General features: G+C 37.4%; 16 protein-coding genes. 3 read left to right on the top strand and 13 right to left on the bottom strand.

Annotated features, from left to right (window positions below):
* Positions 1–28 precede the first annotated feature (28 nt).
* Positions 29–988 (top strand): M20/M25/M40 family metallo-hydrolase, encoded by a 960-nt coding sequence (locus tag LVD51_RS00125; protein ID WP_236969130.1) that lies wholly within the window; start codon positions 29–31, stop codon positions 986–988.
* On the opposite strand, the gene LVD51_RS00120 is transcribed toward LVD51_RS00125, so the two are convergent.
* From LVD51_RS00120 to LVD51_RS00100, 5 genes are all read right to left on the bottom strand, one after another.
* On the bottom strand, positions 989–2368 hold the full coding sequence (locus LVD51_RS00120; RefSeq protein ID WP_236969129.1) for a mandelate racemase/muconate lactonizing enzyme family protein: 1380 nt from the start codon (positions 2366–2368) through the stop codon (positions 989–991).
* 209 nt (positions 2369–2577) lie between these two features.
* Positions 2578–3540 (bottom strand): 5-oxoprolinase subunit C family protein, encoded by a 963-nt coding sequence (locus tag LVD51_RS00115; protein WP_236969128.1) that lies wholly within the window; start codon positions 3538–3540, stop codon positions 2578–2580.
* Positions 3530–4264, bottom strand: coding sequence for a 5-oxoprolinase subunit B family protein (locus tag LVD51_RS00110; protein WP_236969127.1), 735 nt, complete (start codon positions 4262–4264; stop codon positions 3530–3532). Before LVD51_RS00110 ends, LVD51_RS00115 begins: the two co-directional genes overlap by 11 nt.
* A complete protein-coding gene (locus tag LVD51_RS00105) occupies positions 4257–5030 on the bottom strand; it encodes a 5-oxoprolinase subunit PxpA (RefSeq protein WP_236969126.1) in 774 nt (257 codons plus the stop codon). Before LVD51_RS00105 ends, LVD51_RS00110 begins: the two co-directional genes overlap by 8 nt.
* A gap of 476 nt (positions 5031–5506) precedes the next feature.
* Positions 5507–6511 (bottom strand): aldose epimerase family protein, encoded by a 1005-nt coding sequence (locus tag LVD51_RS00100; RefSeq protein ID WP_236969125.1) that lies wholly within the window; start codon positions 6509–6511, stop codon positions 5507–5509.
* A gap of 94 nt (positions 6512–6605) precedes the next feature.
* On the opposite strand from LVD51_RS00100, the gene LVD51_RS00095 reads away from it, so the two are divergent.
* On the top strand, positions 6606–7022 hold the full coding sequence (locus LVD51_RS00095; RefSeq protein ID WP_236969124.1) for a (4Fe-4S)-binding protein: 417 nt from the start codon (positions 6606–6608) through the stop codon (positions 7020–7022).
* A gap of 255 nt (positions 7023–7277) precedes the next feature.
* Here LVD51_RS00095 and LVD51_RS00090 read toward each other — a convergent pair whose 3' ends face one another.
* Positions 7278–7562, bottom strand: coding sequence for a GNAT family N-acetyltransferase (locus LVD51_RS00090; RefSeq protein ID WP_236969123.1), 285 nt, complete (start codon positions 7560–7562; stop codon positions 7278–7280).
* Between the two features lie 134 nt (positions 7563–7696).
* Between LVD51_RS00090 and cysQ the strand changes: the two genes are divergently transcribed.
* Positions 7697–8485, top strand: a complete 789-nt coding sequence (gene cysQ, locus LVD51_RS00085) for a 3'(2'),5'-bisphosphate nucleotidase CysQ (RefSeq protein ID WP_236969122.1) — start codon at positions 7697–7699, stop codon at positions 8483–8485.
* Positions 8486–8851: 366 nt separating this feature from the next.
* Here the strand turns inward: cysQ and LVD51_RS00080 are convergent, their stop codons facing one another.
* The 7 genes from LVD51_RS00080 to LVD51_RS00050 form a co-directional block, all read right to left on the bottom strand.
* Positions 8852–9781, bottom strand: coding sequence for an IS1595 family transposase (locus tag LVD51_RS00080; RefSeq protein WP_236969121.1), 930 nt, complete (start codon positions 9779–9781; stop codon positions 8852–8854).
* A gap of 425 nt (positions 9782–10206) precedes the next feature.
* The gene (locus LVD51_RS00075) at positions 10207–11316 is read right to left on the bottom strand and encodes a D-TA family PLP-dependent enzyme (protein ID WP_236969120.1); all 1110 of its coding nucleotides are present in this window, start codon (positions 11314–11316) and stop codon (positions 10207–10209) included.
* 32 nt (positions 11317–11348) lie between these two features.
* Entirely contained in the window at positions 11349–12716 is a 1368-nt protein-coding gene (locus LVD51_RS00070) for a neutral/alkaline non-lysosomal ceramidase N-terminal domain-containing protein (RefSeq protein ID WP_236969119.1), read from the bottom strand.
* Between the two features lie 30 nt (positions 12717–12746).
* Entirely contained in the window at positions 12747–13844 is a 1098-nt protein-coding gene (locus LVD51_RS00065; protein WP_236969118.1) for a dipeptidase, read from the bottom strand.
* Complete coding sequence (locus tag LVD51_RS00060) at positions 13841–14839, bottom strand: 3-hydroxyacyl-CoA dehydrogenase family protein (protein WP_236969117.1); 999 nt, start codon at positions 14837–14839, stop codon at positions 13841–13843. Before LVD51_RS00060 ends, LVD51_RS00065 begins: the two co-directional genes overlap by 4 nt.
* A 12-nt stretch (positions 14840–14851) precedes the next feature.
* The gene (locus LVD51_RS00055; protein ID WP_236969116.1) at positions 14852–16153 is read right to left on the bottom strand and encodes an aspartate aminotransferase family protein; all 1302 of its coding nucleotides are present in this window, start codon (positions 16151–16153) and stop codon (positions 14852–14854) included.
* Positions 16143–17147, bottom strand: coding sequence for a 3-hydroxyacyl-CoA dehydrogenase family protein (locus LVD51_RS00050; protein ID WP_236969115.1), 1005 nt, complete (start codon positions 17145–17147; stop codon positions 16143–16145). Before LVD51_RS00050 ends, LVD51_RS00055 begins: the two co-directional genes overlap by 11 nt.
* Between the last annotated feature and the right edge of the window lie 157 nt (positions 17148–17304).

Genomic DNA, 17304 nt, shown 5'->3' with positions numbered 1-17304 from the left:
TACATTCGGAAAAATCAATTATGACCTTATGACAAGAAAAATGTTAATGTTCTGGATTATGCTCTGTATTGTCAACAGTGTAAGTGGGCAAAGTGAGATTAGTCAAGATGAATTATATGGCCATATTGAGTTTTTGACCAGTGATAAAGTTGCAGGCAGATTTCCAGGAACTCAAGGAAGTAAGAAGGTGAATAAATACATACGCAAAGAATTTAAGCGTGGAAATATTCAAAAACTAGGAAAGACATATTACCAAAAATTTGATGCTAAATTGAGATTGCCAAAGGGAGAGGAAGGTGAGGCAGTAGCTTCAACTTGCAATGTAATCGGATATATTGAAGGGCAGCATCCTATATTAAAAAATGAATATATAGTTTTAGGAGCCCACTATGATCATTTGGGTATGGGAAGTCCTTCTTCTAGAGCGGGAGATACAGTAGCCATACATTATGGAGCCGACGACAATGCCAGTGGAACAGCGGCTTTGTTGGAAATTGCTGAACAACTGGCCAATCAAAAGGATGAATTAAAACGCAGCATTATCTTTGTTGCTTTTGGAGCTGAAGAACAAGGTCTATTGGGGAGTAAATATTTTGTAGAAAACAGTGCTATTCCTTTATCAGACATAGTATTGATGATCAATATGGATATGGTCGGTAGACTCAACAATAATAACCACTTATATATGGGAGGTGCTGGTACTTTTCCCAATGGAGTAGAATTTATGAAATCTATGGGAGAAAATAGCGACCTGAATCTCATTGTCCATGCCGGTGGAGTAGGTGGATCTGATCATGTGTCCTTTTATAAAAAGCAGATTTCTGTTTTGGGACTCCATACAGGAGGCCATCCTCAATATCATAGACCAGAAGACACCATTGATTTGATCAATTTTTCTGGGATGGAAAAAGTGTGTCAATACATATATCAGACCATATTTACATTGGCCAACTCAGATGAAGACTTTAAATTTATCCCTAGGGATTGATTATTTAAAAAGACCTAGATAGTGTTTGGAATCATCAAAGATGCCACCGCTTTGTTTATAAAATTCCGATGACAAATTAAATACGCCATCTTTAACTTCAGTCCATGGAGCATGTCCCTGTGGGTGATAACCTCTTAGTTCTTCCCAACGGGCATAATTTTGATGACCATTGGTTTCCAACAATCCCGTATCCAATCCTGGTAACGGAAGTAATCTAGCAGCTACTGATTTATTCCAATCGACCAAAACTGGGTTTACGGTTAAGTCGGCACAAAGGCAAGGTATATTGCGCTCGTAGGCTAACTTGGCAATTTTTAAGGTCATGCTCAGAGTCTTGGCTATGGGTTTAAGTGCAATAGCTGTATATCCCATTTCTATCCTGCGCAATGCATCGCGATCGGTATGAGCACTTTCGTCGGCGGCTACCCTCAATCCCATATCAGACACATCAATGTCTAAGTTTTCATTAAAAGGTTCTTCCAGGATGGATATCTGATCTAAAGCGCCAATTTTGCGACAGTGATCCAATAATTTCATCATATCGTCCTTGGATTGATACCGTCCATTGGCATCAAAATAATATCTAATTTTTCCGTCCGCCGTATTGGGTGTTGAAAATTGACCAATGGTTTTGTGGATTAAGGTCATTCTCTCCATATCTCTGCGCAACATTTCCTCTTGGTTTCCGGGAGATCCTATTTTTACTTTTAAAAAGAAAAAACCATCGGTTACTGTATTTGCAATTTCTTGATCAGAGGTAGAAAACGATATAGAAGGTATACTTGCTACCTTTTTGTGTTGATAACTCAAAGCTTTGCGATAATCCTTGGGCAACATTTCGTCGAAGGAAGATAATTTGTTTTGAGCAGCATAGAGTAACCAAGCAGCATTGTCTACAGAGACTAAAGCATTGAGAGCGTATGTCATACGCAAATCCTTTTTCTGACTGATGGATTTGCCGTAGTCGTACACTTCTTCCAATATCTGATCTAACATATCAATTGGAGATTCAAAGCTTTGCTGCTGAATAAGTTGGGTGGCTTTGGCCGTCATGGCATACATTAAGGCATTGCTACCGCTTTCACCCCATTGGCCTGTCAGGGTAGAATCCGACCATAGAGGACTTTGAATTCCCAAACCTACTTTTTTGTGTGAACCCTGTGACAGTTGAGTCACTATCTGCCATAATGTGGTAATATATCCACCTTTAAAGCCATAGGAATGAATGAGGGGTTCTCTTTCAAATACCGCTTCCGCTTTTTCTATTTTCAATGATAAATTTTTATCCCTTGAAGGAGCAATGACAGGCAATCCTGTGGCTGAAATAGAGCCAAGTACAGCGGCAGATTTTACAAAATTTCGACGATCCATTTTATTCATAGAAGGTCAAGATATAATATTTTTTTGTATTAAAAAATGTTGACTTCTAAATGGATTTAGGAGTTATTGACTATGGCTTCAAAATTTATAAATAAAAAATGGATTTAGTCGAATAGATAAGTTGAGTTCTCTAGGTTCGAATAAATAAAAATTTGGATTCATCATGGTTAAGACCTCATAAAAAGGCCCTCGTGTTTTATTAAATATATTTATAATTGTCCTTCAAATGAATTGTTGAATACTGATGACCATTGTCTTTTAAATTGAGTATTTTGATATTCTAGGATATAAAATGCCTCTTTTAGTGTACTCCATTTAAATTTAATGGTATCTCCGGGACCCAGATATGCCAATTTGTAAAGATCAGCTTGGATGACTTGGGCGAGTCGTGGATATCCTCCAGAGGTTTGTGCTTGATTTAATAATAATATGGGTTGATTCCCCGAGGGCCATTGAAGAGTGCCAACTTGCACACTGGATGACAACATAATTGGTTTTAGAGTATCAAAATTTATATTCGTATCCAATCGCATACCCATACTATTGCTAGTTGGATCTATACTAAAGTTGTGATCTTCTATAGCCGACTTTTGAGAAGTTGTGAGAACTTCAGATTCAGGGGCGGTTAAGATTCTAATGGTTTGATGGTTATTCGGTTGAATGGTTGTGTTCTGTGGTAGTGATATATTCTGGAAGATAGGTTGTTGTGGAATGATGTTCACTTCATCGTCAACCATAAGACTACGACCTAATAGTCCCTCGAATGGTGTTAATAAGTCACTGGAATAGCTATTATAGATTTTGGGCAATTGCCATTGACCATCGATAGCCAAGTAGATAGTCCCGTTTCTAAACCGAGATTTGATTTCAAGTATTTGACCTTTTTTAACGTATAAGTGACCTTGTGTTTTTACTTCGAATTTATCTATGGTCAATATGGCTGGAGAGCCGGTAACAAAAATGCTGTGGTCTTCAGTAAACTCCAATTTGGGGCCAAGGGTTTGAATGCTGAGGATAGGCATAGATAAATCGTTGCCCAATAATCCATTGGCCCAATAATAGCGGTATTGATCTAAAACTCCTGACCTTGGGATACCAAATTTACGTAAGCCGGGTCGTCCGAGATCCTGAACTGTGGTTTGCCAACCCGGTTTAATTACTTTAAATCCCATTAGACGTTAGTTTTAAGATATTAATGCCTTTGGAGGCCTGAGATTTGAGTTCTAAAAACTGTGTTTTATCGATTTCTTTCCAGTGAATGATGTCAAGTGGATGAAAAACGGGAAAAGTATGTGGATTAAAATTATTGAGAACGACAGGTGTTTGACCAATAATATTCCATCCACCTGGACTGTCAATAGCATATATTCCAGTCTGTTGGTCTGCTATACCAATAGAACCGCCTAAAACTTTTGTCCTAGGTTTGTCTAGTCGTTTACACGACAATCGACTATCCATACCACCCAAATAGACAAAGCCCGGGATAAATCCCAACATATAAACTCGATATTCATTGTGACTATGAATTTGTTTGATAATGTTCCAGTTTAGGCCAAGTTTTTCTTCTAAGCGAACCTTATCTAAGGCATATTCCTCGTCGTAACAAATGGGAATAGTGTATTTTGAAATTTCATTTCCGGGAAAAGTAAACACAGATTCTTGAACTACCTGATTGAGTTTTTCTTTAAATGCTTTAAGACTTCCAGATTGAGGGCGAATGGTTATAGATATTTCGTGGTAAGTAACCATGGTTTCTCGGATGAGATCGGGGTATCGATTTAATACAAATCTTTCAAGACCATATAACCACTTGAGTTGATCGAGATCGATTTTTTCTTTGAGTTGCAATACCAAAGTCGTTTCACCAAAATATTTAAACCGGCATTCGTCAATCATAGTGCAAAGGGGATTCCATTGTAATATTCAATTCTGATAATCTATTTTTTACCGCTTTTGCCAATTTTATGGCATCGCTGTGATCACCGTGAAGGCAAATGGTTTGGGCCTGCAGAGGGATATAGCTTCCATCATCTACTTTTACCTTATTTTTGATTACAATTTCTTCTAATTGTTCCAATGCCTCTGACAGGCTATGGATGACACTTCCTATTTGATTCCTCGGTTTCAATTGGCCATTGGCAAGATATTTTCGATCGATAAATGCCTCAGCCATTACTTCTATATGATGGTTTTGGGCAATGTTATAGAGTAGGGAATGGGCTGGACAGTAAAGAGCTAACTCAAGTGGCCAATCGATTAGAGTCTGGACTACAGTTTGTGCAATTTCTTCAGAAAGGTTGGCATCATTGTATAAAGCGCCGTGAAGTTTTACATGTTGTATTGGAATTCCTTGTATCCAAGCCATACCGTACAGAGCGGATAGTTGATATTTTATAATAGCTTTGAGTTCCAAAGGAGGAATCTTCATTGACCTACGTCCAAATCCCATTAAATCTGGATATGAAATATGGGCACCAATTTGGACTTCATGTTGGGCTGCCAATGCAATACTTCGTTCAATGGTCAGGGGGTCTCCTCCATGAAATCCGCAGGCAATATTGCAACTGCTGATGAGGGACATCATCTCGACGTCATCGCCTACTTTAAAGTGACCATAGCTTTCACCGAGGTCACAATTGATGTCAATTTTTCTTTGGAGCATGGTCTGGTTGTTTCTGAGTGAGAAAGATATAAAAAAATAAGGCAATATCAATATCGCAGAAACCCCATTTAAAAACTATTTCATGCTTGTATATTACTGGCTATTTTAGGGAGAATAATAAGGTGTTTATGTAATTATAATATTGAATGTCAATGTTATAGGAGAAAGCTTGCCATCTATATTTGGATATAGCCTAGCTATTTCCCATCTATCTATGATTCAATAATTCCTTGGATTAGAAGGATATATCAGGTAGTAATTATTGAATTAGCAATAAAAAATTAATATTGAAGTCAATATATGTGAATTAAGTGTTTTGAAAAGAATGGAATCCTTCAATCCATTATTATATCTAGATTAAGTGAAAAGATAAAGGAGGGTTGTGGATTAAACACTGCTTAAGTGAGGAAGCATTACAATTTACCTCACTTAATACCTTGTATTTAACACCTACTTTTACTTAATCTTCGTAATAATTATTCTCCCTGACCAAATTCGAAAACAACTTTTTCTGACATTTTCTCACCTGGTTTTACGATGGTATTGGGAAAGCTTGGAATATTTGGACTGTTTGGAAAGAATTGTGGTTCCATACAGAAGCTACCCCATTTTTGGTATTTAACTCCATCTTTTGCAGGATTAGGATTATTTGAATTACAGGTATAAAATTGTAGTCCTGGCAATGTAGTATGGATTTTCAAAAAACGTCCGCTATTATTTTCTTTTACGGTTGCGGCTAAGAGTAATTTTCCTTTACTGTAGTCCTTTAAAATGTAATTGTGATCGTAACCGCCGGCCAATACTATTTGTTCATCGTCGGAAATAAGTCCTTGTCTGATAGATTTAGGTTGACGCAAATCAAACACTGTATCTACCACTGGACTTGCATTTTCACTTACCACCAAGTATTGGTTCATGGCCAGAATTTCATCGCTATTGATCTGAAAAACATGGCTGTCAACATTGCCAGCATCGTGACCAGCTAGATTGAAATAGGGATGAGAGGCTAGATTTATGGGACATGGTTGGTCTGTTTCTGCCTCCAAATCGAGGTGTAATGCCTGTCCATCTATTCGATAAGTTACTTTAATTTGAGCATTACCAGGGTAACCAGCGTCACCGTCAGGGGAAGCGTATGTGAAAATTATTTTGTCGTCAGTATGAGAAACTACATCCCATTGTTTGGTTTGAAACCCTTCCACTCCACCGTGGAGACTGGCTCCGGGTACATTTTCGGAGAGATTATAGGTTTTACCATTTAATGTAAATGAAGCTCCAGCAATTCGATTGGCCACTCTACCACATATGGCACCGTAGGCATTGGTAATATTGGCAAAATCTTCAAGGTTTTCATAAGCTTGCAATACATCTACTTTGTTACCGTCTATATCAGCAATCTCAGCACCTATCCATCGGGCACCTAAGTTGATAAATGTAAATTTTGCTAAATCATTTTCTAAGACAAACTTTTTAATTTCCATGTTAGTTTGGTATTGGCCAATAAAGGGTTCAAAAGTATTATTAAATTTTTAAGTGTGAAAAGAAATGCATAACTTATACAAAAGAATTTTTGACATGAAAAAGGAATATAAAAAGGACGATTTAACTGTTACTTGGGATGCGAAAAAGTGCATTCATTCCGAAAAATGTTGGCGAGGATTGAATGCTGTATTTCAGCCTCGTTCTCGACCATGGATTGTTGTGGATAATGCAAGTGCTGAAGCAATAACCCGGCAAATCGATCAATGCCCTTCTGGCGCATTGGGCTATTATTATGGCCAGGAAGAAGAGTCAAAGAAAGTGACTGAGGCGGAGGAGATTGTGATAGAGGTTATTTCCAATGGACCATACAAGTTAGTGGGCCAGCTTTCGATTACTAAACCCAATGGTGAAATTGAAAAAAAGGATAGAGCTTTTCTTTGTCGATGTGGTCATTCTGAAAACAAACCCTATTGTGATGGATCCCATAAGGGTATAGGTTTTATTGGTTAGCACATATATTTTAGAGAATAATAGGTGTTAGCATATTATAGTAAAAGTCATGTTGGCTATAGATAAATTATTGGCAAATGTCTTTTACATTAGACAGATATTGTACTATTCAATATGAATATTAGCTTATAGGGTATGAATCTATCAATAATCTATTGGTTAGATTTAACTGGGCTAGTTGATCTATTACCTAGATGAAATTAAAATAGTTCTTCAAATCCATACTTATCATAGGGACTTTAAGGGAATTGGATTTTATACCATAATAGGTTCGAGGTCAATGGAATGTCTTCTGGTGTATGTTTGGATATAGGGGCATACTGCTTTTACTTTCCAGCCCAATTTTGATGCCTCTTCCAAGGCAAATTGAGTTAATCGAGCTGCAATATTTTGCCCTCTTAATGCAGGGGGCACATAAACGTGGGTATAGGCGTACACTGAATCGGATAATGTAACATAATCTAAAATAGCAATTTGTCCATCAATGTCCCAGATAAATTGCTGCTGCTGTGTATCGTGTTTTATTTGATCTTCCCTCATCGGATTAATATTTGCTTAGTTAGTATAACGTAATTATTAATATTTAAAATTGTTCAAATACGTTTTTTTCTGCCAGTTTGAAAAATCCTATCTTTGTGATTTTGATTTCATTTACTTACTAATTAAGATCTATTATGGCTTCCATTCAATATTCTGAATATATTTCTCCTCTTTGCCAAATGGTAAGAAAGGCGGGAAGGGTTTTATTGGAAATCTATCACAGTGATAATTCCATTGACGTAGAAAAAAAATCCGACAATTCACCAGTTACCATTGCAGATTTCAAATCCAATGAAGTATTGATTGCTGGATTGACTGCGTTAGATTTAGATATTCCTATTATTTCAGAAGAGAATGTTGACATTCCCTATGAAACGAGAAAGGAATACGAATATTTTTGGATTATTGATCCTTTAGATGGGACGAAGGAGTTTGTAAAAAAATTGGATGAATTCACTATACATTTGGCTTTAGTGAAAAACAATCGGCCGGTATTGGGTATTATCTATGCTCCTATATATGACGATATGTATTATGCATGGAAAGATGGAGGGGCATGGAGAGAGTATGAAGGGAAGAAAACTCAGCTTTTTGGTCATGAGGTAGATTTAGATGACAATGGTTTGAGAGTTGTACGATCACGATCCAATTTAGATCCCAAAACTCAGGCTCAAATTGAAAATCTAAACAATCCAATTAGTTTGACTCTTGGCAGTGGATTAAAATTTATGCGACTGATCACTGACGATGCCGATTATTATCCTCGCGTAGCTACCAATATGAAGGAATGGGATGTAGCTCCTGCGCAAATTTTATTAGAAGAAGCTGGAGGTGGTTTATTGGATTGGGATACAAAATTGCCTTTGGTTTATAATAAGGAAGAGTTATCGGTTAAAGGTTTTGAAGCTGTGTCCAAGGTGTAGATATATTAATTGAGGAGTTGATTAATCTTATGGTTGAGATTCATTTAATTTAGATTGTGAATCTGAATTAAAACCCAAAGAATCCATTTTGCACTGAGTAGTGGATACTATATTTTCTAAGCACAGATCTTGTAAAAATTTCGAAATAGGAATTTCAAAGATCTGGAATTATGCCATTTTATCTTGAAGTGAGTGGAAATTTTTTGGTTTAGAATTTTGAATAAAAATGAAAAAAATCTGGAGTGATGTGGATTATAGGCATTGCGATTTTTAATATTTTATTTCAGTATTAAAGAGCATGTAGGGGGAATTTAAGTTATAATTTTAGTATTGTATTTTTTTATTTGCAATAATTTGGTGGATGATTTAGGATGAGTTGGCTGTGGGAATATTTCTCGAAATAGGCGCGTACGTAATAATCTCTTTGTAGGTTCTCGGGGGGTGATTTATCATGCGTTCAAGTAGGTGGTCAAAAATTTCTGCCTTCATACGATTTCTATTAAAACGATAGCAGTATTCGTCGAGGTAGTATTGCATTAATTCCGCATGGCCATGCATTCCTCGCAACCAAGCTTTCAGACCTTTTGATACTCGATTGGATAAGGGTAAAATCTGTCCTTCGCTTTTTTTCAAAAATTTTACATCGGTAAAAATATCGTTGAGTTTCCTGTAACCTGGATTACCGTAACATTTAATTGCGGTGTCCCCTTGAATATAAGAATTAGCAAAATTCAATATTTCTCTTCCGTTCTTTGATATAGTGACTTTGGCATAAATGTGAGATACACCCTTCTTCCATTTTTCAATCCCAATAATAACTTGTTTAACCAATGTCACGGTATTACCATTGATCGCAACTCTTTTGTGACCTAATTCAAAATCAGAAATTTCAACCCTTCCAAAGAGGCCAACATTTTTTTTACTTTTCATCGCTTGTAAAACCTTTACTCTAAATAGCCAACAGGTCTTTTGTCGTATTTGAAGTTTTCTACTTAGCTCTGTAGATGAGATACCCTTTTTATTAGTAGAGACAAAGTAAACTATTGTGAATGCCTTTTGTAAACTAAATTTCACCTTGTGAAATAAGGTGTTGGCCGTTGGCGATTCTTGGTATCGACACGCCGTACATTGTCTGTAATACTTTTTTCTTCCCCTGCAAAAATGTTGATGTCCACAGCGGTGACATTTAAACCCATTTTCCCATTTCTTTTCGGTCAAATACTTAAGACAACTTTCATCATCGGGGAATCGTTTTTGAAAGTCGGAAAGTGACACACTTTTGTATTTTGCTTCCATTTTTCAAACTATTTTCCCTAATATACTCATTTATAGGGTAATATCTATGCGCCTAATTAAGGAATTTTCCTTTCTCTCCCTCTTTTCCCCGCCTGTCATCCAATCTAATTTCCCCCTTTTTTTACAATTAATCCTTTCTTCCCTTACTAGTAAAATCTCTTTCTTCTCGCCAAAACTCTCAATTTGCCGATTGTAATTAGCCTGATTAACATATGTTAGTATCGTTTTGATTTTATTTGTCCAATTACCTTGCTCTAATTTGGTATTTTCAATTGTCAATGTTGAATAAATGGAAACAGGGTAGATTATAATTTATTGAGAACTGGTCACATTGATATCGATCTATAACTCTTCAAAAAAAAAAGAGTTTAGCAATACTGCTAAACTCTTTAGGTTAATCTGATTAAGTATTGTTATTCAAATTTTTAGATAGATATTTTTCTATTTCTAGCCGTTGTTTTCCAGTTCTCCGTCCACTTTCCATCTTCAATGATTAATAATTCATCATACATGGCAAGAGTAGGACAAATGTGAATGGGTAAGGCATAGAATATATCCCCTACACTATAGGATTCAGTGGAATCGACTTCTACCACCATGTGTTCTTCACTATGACCTACTAATTTGCCATTGGGCTCATTTAAAAAATAGACTCTTCTCTCGTATGGATTTTCCGATGCTATCGATTTATACCCTAAATCGATACATAATTTTTTATCGTCAATAATGCTAATAACTCGACTTAAAAGCACGGCAGCGGGTTGAAATTCTTGTTCTGGGCAGATCTCTAAATACCCTTTGTCCCAAAATATAAATGTACCTGGGCTGCATTCTCCATTCTCCCTTGCTGAGTGAATCGGAAAAGTAGGCGAACCTCCTATTACCCATTGCGTTCCTAGGTTTTCATTAGCTAAAATTTCACTAATCTTATTAATAGCTGGCATATAACCATCCACTTTTTCTTGTCTAATAGCCAAGTCAACATCGTGAATATGACCATCATACACGTGTATGCCCTTTACTTCTATGCCTTTAATTTTGGCCAACTCTGATGCCCATTCTGCATTTAAGCGATCCGCAGCAATCCCCGTTCTGTTCATACCGACATTGACATCTATGTATACCGACAATACTAGACCTTCGCTCTCTGCCAATTGCCCTAGCTGTTTGGCATTATCCAAATGGTCAATAAGACATGAAAAACTGGTATTGGGAAAAGTTTTTACTAGGGTTATAAACCTTTTCATTTTAGGCCCAACGGGCTGATATGCCAACAAAACATCTTTAGCTTGACAATTACCCAGCATTTCACCTTCTGCAATGGTGGCACATTTGAATTTTTGGATACCAGCTTCCATAATTAGCTTTATAGTATCTGCGGATTTATTGGTTTTTACATGGGGGCGAAGTCGCTCAATATCATCCACCATTGATATCAAATGTTTAATATTATATATGGCTCGATCTTTAAAGATCATCAATGCTGGACTATCAATTAGGTCGGTGTTTTCAACAGTATACCAAGGTGTGGCCATTAGTTTTTTTTTAAGAATAAATAAGAGTAATATTAAGAGAATTTTTTGATTAAACTAGCCATTATTTGTCGACTTTCTTCTTCTGCATTGGCTTCCATACAACTGTATCGACATCTCCAGGTTTCATAACCACCTTTTTCAATTTCGTGCTTGGGTGGTACATAACCGATGTTGTCATTGGCTAACCCTACAGTAAAATAATTCATCTCACTGCTTTGTTTTTTTAACCACAATCCCGTTTCTGCAAAATATTCTCCAGGAAGACCTCCAACTAGGGTTTTTCCTATTTGATGAAGTTGAAATATGGAAGTTCTGCTGTCTGGAAACTGATATAACATAGATTGTTCTCTAGCATACAATTTCCTTAGGTTGGCATCGTCGTAATTATAGGTTTCGTAATCACTTACCGCAATAATCTTTTCTGCCTCAGTTAATTCTTCTTTACTTGGTTTTCGCAAAGCAAAACTGGCTTCAACAGTCTGACTTCTCAATCTCGGTGAAGATTCCCATTCGAGGCTGTCCATAGACTGTATAAGTTTAGCAGCTAAGTCCTCGCCGATGAGGATGGATTTCTCAAATAATCCACTAGGGTGATTTTTTAAACCTTGAAAATCCCAAATATTGATATCTCCACTAGTACCATTGGACATCATAGCTACAAACTGGTCGGCAGTATTTAAATGGTTTTCTAAGTATTGAGCAAAATACCCATAATAATCTGCAGAGATGGTTCCATTTTCCCAGTCCCCTACATAGTGTAGTGAATAATTGGCGTAAATGCTAATACACTTTCCTTCTAAATTGTTGATGGCTAAGTAACTGAGCTGTGGATCCGGTTCGGCAATGGGTTCAATAATGTATTCCTCAATGCCAATGGGATTGGTTTTAATAGCATCGGTAGTATGAGATACCGGATTAATAGGCTGATATTCGTCCTTCATTTTATACCGTCTACACAATACGTGATCGGGAACATCGATGCGACCGCTGGCTAATACCGCAGGTTGTAAATTGGAAAAAGCTATTACTGCAGATTCGGCAATTTTTGGCGCGAGTGATTTCCTATAACCCACGTCCATTGGACTTAAATGTACTTCAGCTATGGATCCCGCAGCATGGGTATGAGTACTGGAAATTAAGATGTTCTGACCATCAATATCAATTTTCTCAGTTATTATCGATTTGACTTGATCTACAAATTCAATATCCATACTACAGATATCCACAACGATCATTAAAATTGAGGTTTCATCATTTTTAAGGAAGAGGGATTTTGCATATAAGTCATCGTGGATAGTGGTAGCATAATGAAGTACAAAGTCTCCATTAATACCACTGCCCAATGGGGGTGTAATATTGGTTTTACCCACACCAGCACTAAAATTGTTTGCCGTATTCATTACCTTGTATTATTTTGTATAATCAAATATTTATGACCAAGCGTTCTCTAGGAAACGCAGCCAGTTTTTATTAAAAATATTGTCGATATCGGTCTCACTATAGCCGCGTTTTCTCAGTATTTCTTCATATTTCTGTAAATCTGCTATAGAATTCATATCCCATGGACTTTGTTCAGTGCCGAAGATTCCATCTAAATCACTCCCTATAGCGATGTGTTCAGCATTTCCCGCAATTTGGCAAATGTGATCCCAGTGGTCGACGAGGTTTTCTAATTTTATATCCAGTTGCCATGGATCTGAAATCGTATCAATAAACCGAACATCCATGGCCCAACAATCCAACATACCGCCGATAACTCCTCCTCTATCTACCAAAGCTTTAATCTGTTCATCTGATAATTGTCGTTGGTTGGGTACTATTTTTCTCACGTTGTGATGACTTGCCCATATCGGTCCTTCATAGGTTTCCAAAGCTTGATCAAATCCCATATCAGTTAGGTGGGTCACATCTAATATCAATTGTTTATCCGTATTGACCAAACTGTTCATTTCTCGGATTAATTCAAATCCCATTGGAGTTATACTGCCTTGCTTTTTGGTGCCAGGTGCATATCTTCCCGGTCCAAAATGAGATAAATTAATGGCCTTTAATCCATATTCACACGCTCGGTGTAGGTAAGAGATGTCTACCAGTGAGTCGGCACCTTCCAAACTTAAAATATAGCCTATAGGTTTGTCGGCTGCGTCAATTTCTTCATTGGACCAGAGAGCTAAGTGATTTTTTAGACCTTGGAGATCGGTGATCTGAACCATTTCATTTAAAGCCTCCATTTCCCGATACCAAGTCAGCTGAGCTTGTGTCATAGCCCAAGCTTGTTGCGGTGAACGCCAGCCTGACAATGCACTGCCTTTGGGGCTGACTCTAGCCAATTGGGTGGCGACAACCAAACCAATATTGCCTTCTCTCAGAGCAGGTAAACAGACGGTACCCTTGCCTCTATCTGGCTTATCTGACATATTCATTTCTCGCTCTCGGATTTCTTCTAACGGAAGTCTGAGATCGCGATTCCATTCTATGGCATTCATGGATAGATCCAAATGAGCATCAAAAATTAGTCGTCGAGTCATGCGTTTATATTGATATTTTGAGATTTATGTATAATCTTATTATCCGTTGGATTTGCTTTTGTAAGGTCAAAGGGATATCGCTCCATGATATCTTTAATTTCACCACTAAAAGTTAGTGCTTTTTTCTCCCAATCGTATATTTCTTCTTGTGTATAAGAATAAAATCCCTGTTTAGTTTTCATACCCAGGTGATTGTTATCTACAATTTCCTTGAAGAAAACCGGCACTTCAGTAGACTTTGACAATTCTTTGTTTAATTCCTGCATCACTTTACCGTAGGCAAAGGTGCCCATTAAGTCCATGTATCGAAAATTGCCGGCAAATGGAAGATAAGTGCCTGCATCGTTTCTGCAAGCTCTGTCTATATCCTGCAATGAAGCATAGCCATTGCTTACCAAATAGAAAGCTTCTCTAATGAGAGCCGATATCATTTTGGATCTAATGCCTTGCTCCCCCGATACAATGTAGGGATCTTTATTCCACTTTTTAGACCCGTGTTCAGCTATGGTTTCCACTAGGCCTTTGGTAGTAGTTTGATTGTGTATGAGTTCTAGGAAGAAAGTGTGATGAGCTGGTAATACCCAATTCATTCCAAATATTTTTTCGGGATAGGTAGTACAGCACTGTATCTCATCGAGAGATAAGTAATCATTGGCTACTCCAATCCACTGAGGTTCTATCTCATTTTTTGCCAGAGCATTAAAGATAGATTTCAATTCAGTTTGGTCGCATTCTTTAGAAATGATGACCATAGTATTGTTACTTTTTATCTGATAATCTTCGGTTAGCTGTATGGTATTGATTTTACTTTTTTCATCCTTGGTTAAATGATTAATGTAGTGGTGTAAAGTCTCGGTAGTTGCACTGTAATTGTCCGACAATAACCTCACTTTTTCGTTGGCAAGTGTGAGATTAATGGCGATGGTACAGGCCAATCTATCCGATCCAATAACTAATATTTCGTTTACCAAAGATGTTTCAATATTCTTATTCATAGGCGATCGTTCTTAAAGAGATTTTAATACGCGATCGCTAGCTTGAATCGCAGTGGTAATATCTTTTTCTGTGTGGGCTGCACTGATGTACCATAGACCACGACCAATAATTCGAATTCCTTCTTGTTGCATTGCAACGATAAATCTTCTCAACTTGGCATTGTCAAAGGATAGGGTGTCTCGATAATCTTTGATTTCTTTTACATCAGTAAAATAACTACCTACCATTGGTCCAGGTCCTGCAACTAGTAAATTTTGACCGTATTTAGCGGCTACTTCCCGGAGTCCATTTTTCAACATATTTCCCAATTCAAACATTCTTTGGTGGGGTTTGTCCCGTTCCAATATTGAGATCGTTGCCAGAGCTGCCGCTACAGGGGCGTTGCCCGAGTTTAGTGTTCCTGCATGGATTACACTACCATCTTCCAATGATGCCATCCATGATTTTTTTCCTACTATAGCACTAATAGGATAGCCATTGGCGATGGCTTTTGCGAAAATAGATAGGTCGGGAGTAATGCCAAATAGGCTTTGTGCTCCACCCAAAGACAATCTAAATCCAGTAATTACTTCGTCGAATATTAAGGCGATTCCGTACTCATCGCAAAGTTCTCGCAAACCTTCTAAAAACCCTTCATTGGGTAGGATACAGCCTTTGTTACACATTACGGGTTCGGTGATAATAGCCGCTATTTCGTGATGTTGTTCGGCGAGGGTTTTCTTTACTAGGTCGAGATCATTCCATGGAAGTATGGTAAATTCTTTGCTAGTGTGTTCGGGCAAACCCTTGGTCCAAGGAAAAACATTGGGAGCCGATCGGTCCCCTAAATCTTCTGGACTAGGCTGGGATAATCCCCAGGTCACATTGTCCAACCATCCGTGATAATGGCCTTCGAAACGAATAAATTTATGTTTCCCCGTTTTAGCTCGAGCAATTCTAAATGCTGTTTGTACGGCTTCTGACCCACTTAAACTAAATCTTATTAGTTCAGCAGATGGGATGATGCTTTGTAATTTTTCAGCTAATTCAACTTCCTGGATGTGTTGTCCAGCGAACAACTGACCAGTGGCACTATAAGATTCAATGGCTTTAATGACTTCGGGATGTGAATGTCCCAAAATCATAGGGCCTTGGCTAAGGGTAAAATCTAAATATTCATTGCCGTCTACATCGTAGATTTTCGTGCCTTCTGCATGTGAATAAAACAGTGCATGTGGATAGTTGTATTTTCTAAATTCTGACGATACACCACCGGCCAACACTTTTTTGGAGCGTTCGAGTAAGGCGGCTGATTTACTATATTTATTTTCCATGGTTATCGTTTTTTGATTTAAATTCATAAGGGTATTTATTGGCTAAATGGTACATTTCATTATTGAATTCAGCAAATGATTCTTCCCAATGTTTTGCTTCTTCCGCTGTATATTCATAGAGTCCTTTTTGAGAGTAAATCCCTCTCGCTTTGACTTCTAATAGTTCGGCCATAATAGGCGGAATTTCTTCGCAATTCGAAAGGTTAGGCAGGTTTTTATCTAACATTTTTGAAAAATGGTCGATGCCTATGTAGTCCATTCTTTGAAAAATACCCATGAGGGATATCCAAGATCCTACATCATATCGGAAACATTTGTCTAAATCTTCTATACTGGCTTTTTTGTCCTGTTCGAGGGCTAGGCCTTCTCTGTACACGGCGTACATCAATCGATTGGTAATAAACCCTCGGATGTCTTTTCGCAATAAGGTCGGTTCTTTGCCCCAAGATTTAGCGGTGTTAAATAAAAAGTTAGCTTTTTCTAAATCCGTTTTTTCACCGCATATTATTTCTAGAAAACGGGTCGCATAAGCTGGTTCTGCCCAGTGTATTCCCACAAATCTATCGGGGTATTTTAGGTGCTCTTGCAGTGAACTAATGGGAATAGCTGATGTATTTGTGCCGATAATGGCATGTTCATCAACACATGCTTCTATTTTATTATAAATATCAACTTTAATATCAAAATCCTCAATTACACACTCCATTACCAAGAAGCAGTCCTTTAATTCGCTATAATCGTATGATATTTTAATTTCTTTTAAATATTCTGCTACCGGTTTATTGAGAAGACCTAGAGATTCGCTGTGGAACAGTTGTTTTTCGATCTGTGTTCGTGCTGTTTCAAAGTCTGATGGAATGGGCGCGATGGCTTTTACACTATAGTCAGACAACAACAAATTGGTGGCAATACTTGTCCCCATTAGGCCAAGACCAACCAGTCCAACACTTTTTGTAGATAAATGGGGATTTTCTGTTTTCTGATATTTATTCATCAGTTTTGATTTTCCTTTACATTTTTTAATTTGAGAATGTCTATTCAAACATCAATAAAATATCAGTTGATTATACCGTGTAAAACTGATCGGAAAGTAAGATAATTAGATCAATTATATAGGTAGAACAAAATAATAGACTTTATATTGATATCAA

This window comes from Membranihabitans marinus, from assembly GCF_021729155.1.
GTDB lineage: Bacteria > Bacteroidota > Bacteroidia > Chitinophagales > Saprospiraceae > Membranihabitans > Membranihabitans marinus.
The sequence above is the reverse complement of the archived record's forward strand: the minus strand, read 5'-3'. Positions and strand labels throughout refer to the sequence as shown.

Excerpts from the sequence above, each read along its gene's own strand:
- LVD51_RS00125 (WP_236969130.1), top strand. The coding sequence starts at position 29 with ATGACAAGAAAAATGTTAATGTTCTGGATTATGCTCTGTATTGTCAAC.
- LVD51_RS00120 (WP_236969129.1), bottom strand. The coding sequence starts at position 2,368 with ATGAATAAAATGGATCGTCGAAATTTTGTAAAATCTGCCGCTGTACTT.
- LVD51_RS00115 (WP_236969128.1), bottom strand. The coding sequence starts at position 3,540 with ATGGGATTTAAAGTAATTAAACCGGGTTGGCAAACCACAGTTCAGGAT.
- LVD51_RS00110 (WP_236969127.1), bottom strand. The coding sequence starts at position 4,264 with ATGATTGACGAATGCCGGTTTAAATATTTTGGTGAAACGACTTTGGTA.
- LVD51_RS00105 (WP_236969126.1), bottom strand. The coding sequence starts at position 5,030 with ATGCTCCAAAGAAAAATTGACATCAATTGTGACCTCGGTGAAAGCTAT.
- LVD51_RS00100 (WP_236969125.1), bottom strand. The coding sequence starts at position 6,511 with ATGGAAATTAAAAAGTTTGTCTTAGAAAATGATTTAGCAAAATTTACA.
- LVD51_RS00095 (WP_236969124.1), top strand. The coding sequence starts at position 6,606 with ATGAAAAAGGAATATAAAAAGGACGATTTAACTGTTACTTGGGATGCG.
- LVD51_RS00090 (WP_236969123.1), bottom strand. The coding sequence starts at position 7,562 with ATGAGGGAAGATCAAATAAAACACGATACACAGCAGCAGCAATTTATC.
- cysQ (WP_236969122.1), top strand. The coding sequence starts at position 7,697 with ATGGCTTCCATTCAATATTCTGAATATATTTCTCCTCTTTGCCAAATG.
- LVD51_RS00080 (WP_236969121.1), bottom strand. The coding sequence starts at position 9,781 with ATGGAAGCAAAATACAAAAGTGTGTCACTTTCCGACTTTCAAAAACGA.
- LVD51_RS00075 (WP_236969120.1), bottom strand. The coding sequence starts at position 11,316 with ATGGCCACACCTTGGTATACTGTTGAAAACACCGACCTAATTGATAGT.
- LVD51_RS00070 (WP_236969119.1), bottom strand. The coding sequence starts at position 12,716 with ATGAATACGGCAAACAATTTTAGTGCTGGTGTGGGTAAAACCAATATT.
- LVD51_RS00065 (WP_236969118.1), bottom strand. The coding sequence starts at position 13,844 with ATGACTCGACGACTAATTTTTGATGCTCATTTGGATCTATCCATGAAT.
- LVD51_RS00060 (WP_236969117.1), bottom strand. The coding sequence starts at position 14,839 with ATGAATAAGAATATTGAAACATCTTTGGTAAACGAAATATTAGTTATT.
- LVD51_RS00055 (WP_236969116.1), bottom strand. The coding sequence starts at position 16,153 with ATGGAAAATAAATATAGTAAATCAGCCGCCTTACTCGAACGCTCCAAA.
- LVD51_RS00050 (WP_236969115.1), bottom strand. The coding sequence starts at position 17,147 with ATGAATAAATATCAGAAAACAGAAAATCCCCATTTATCTACAAAAAGT.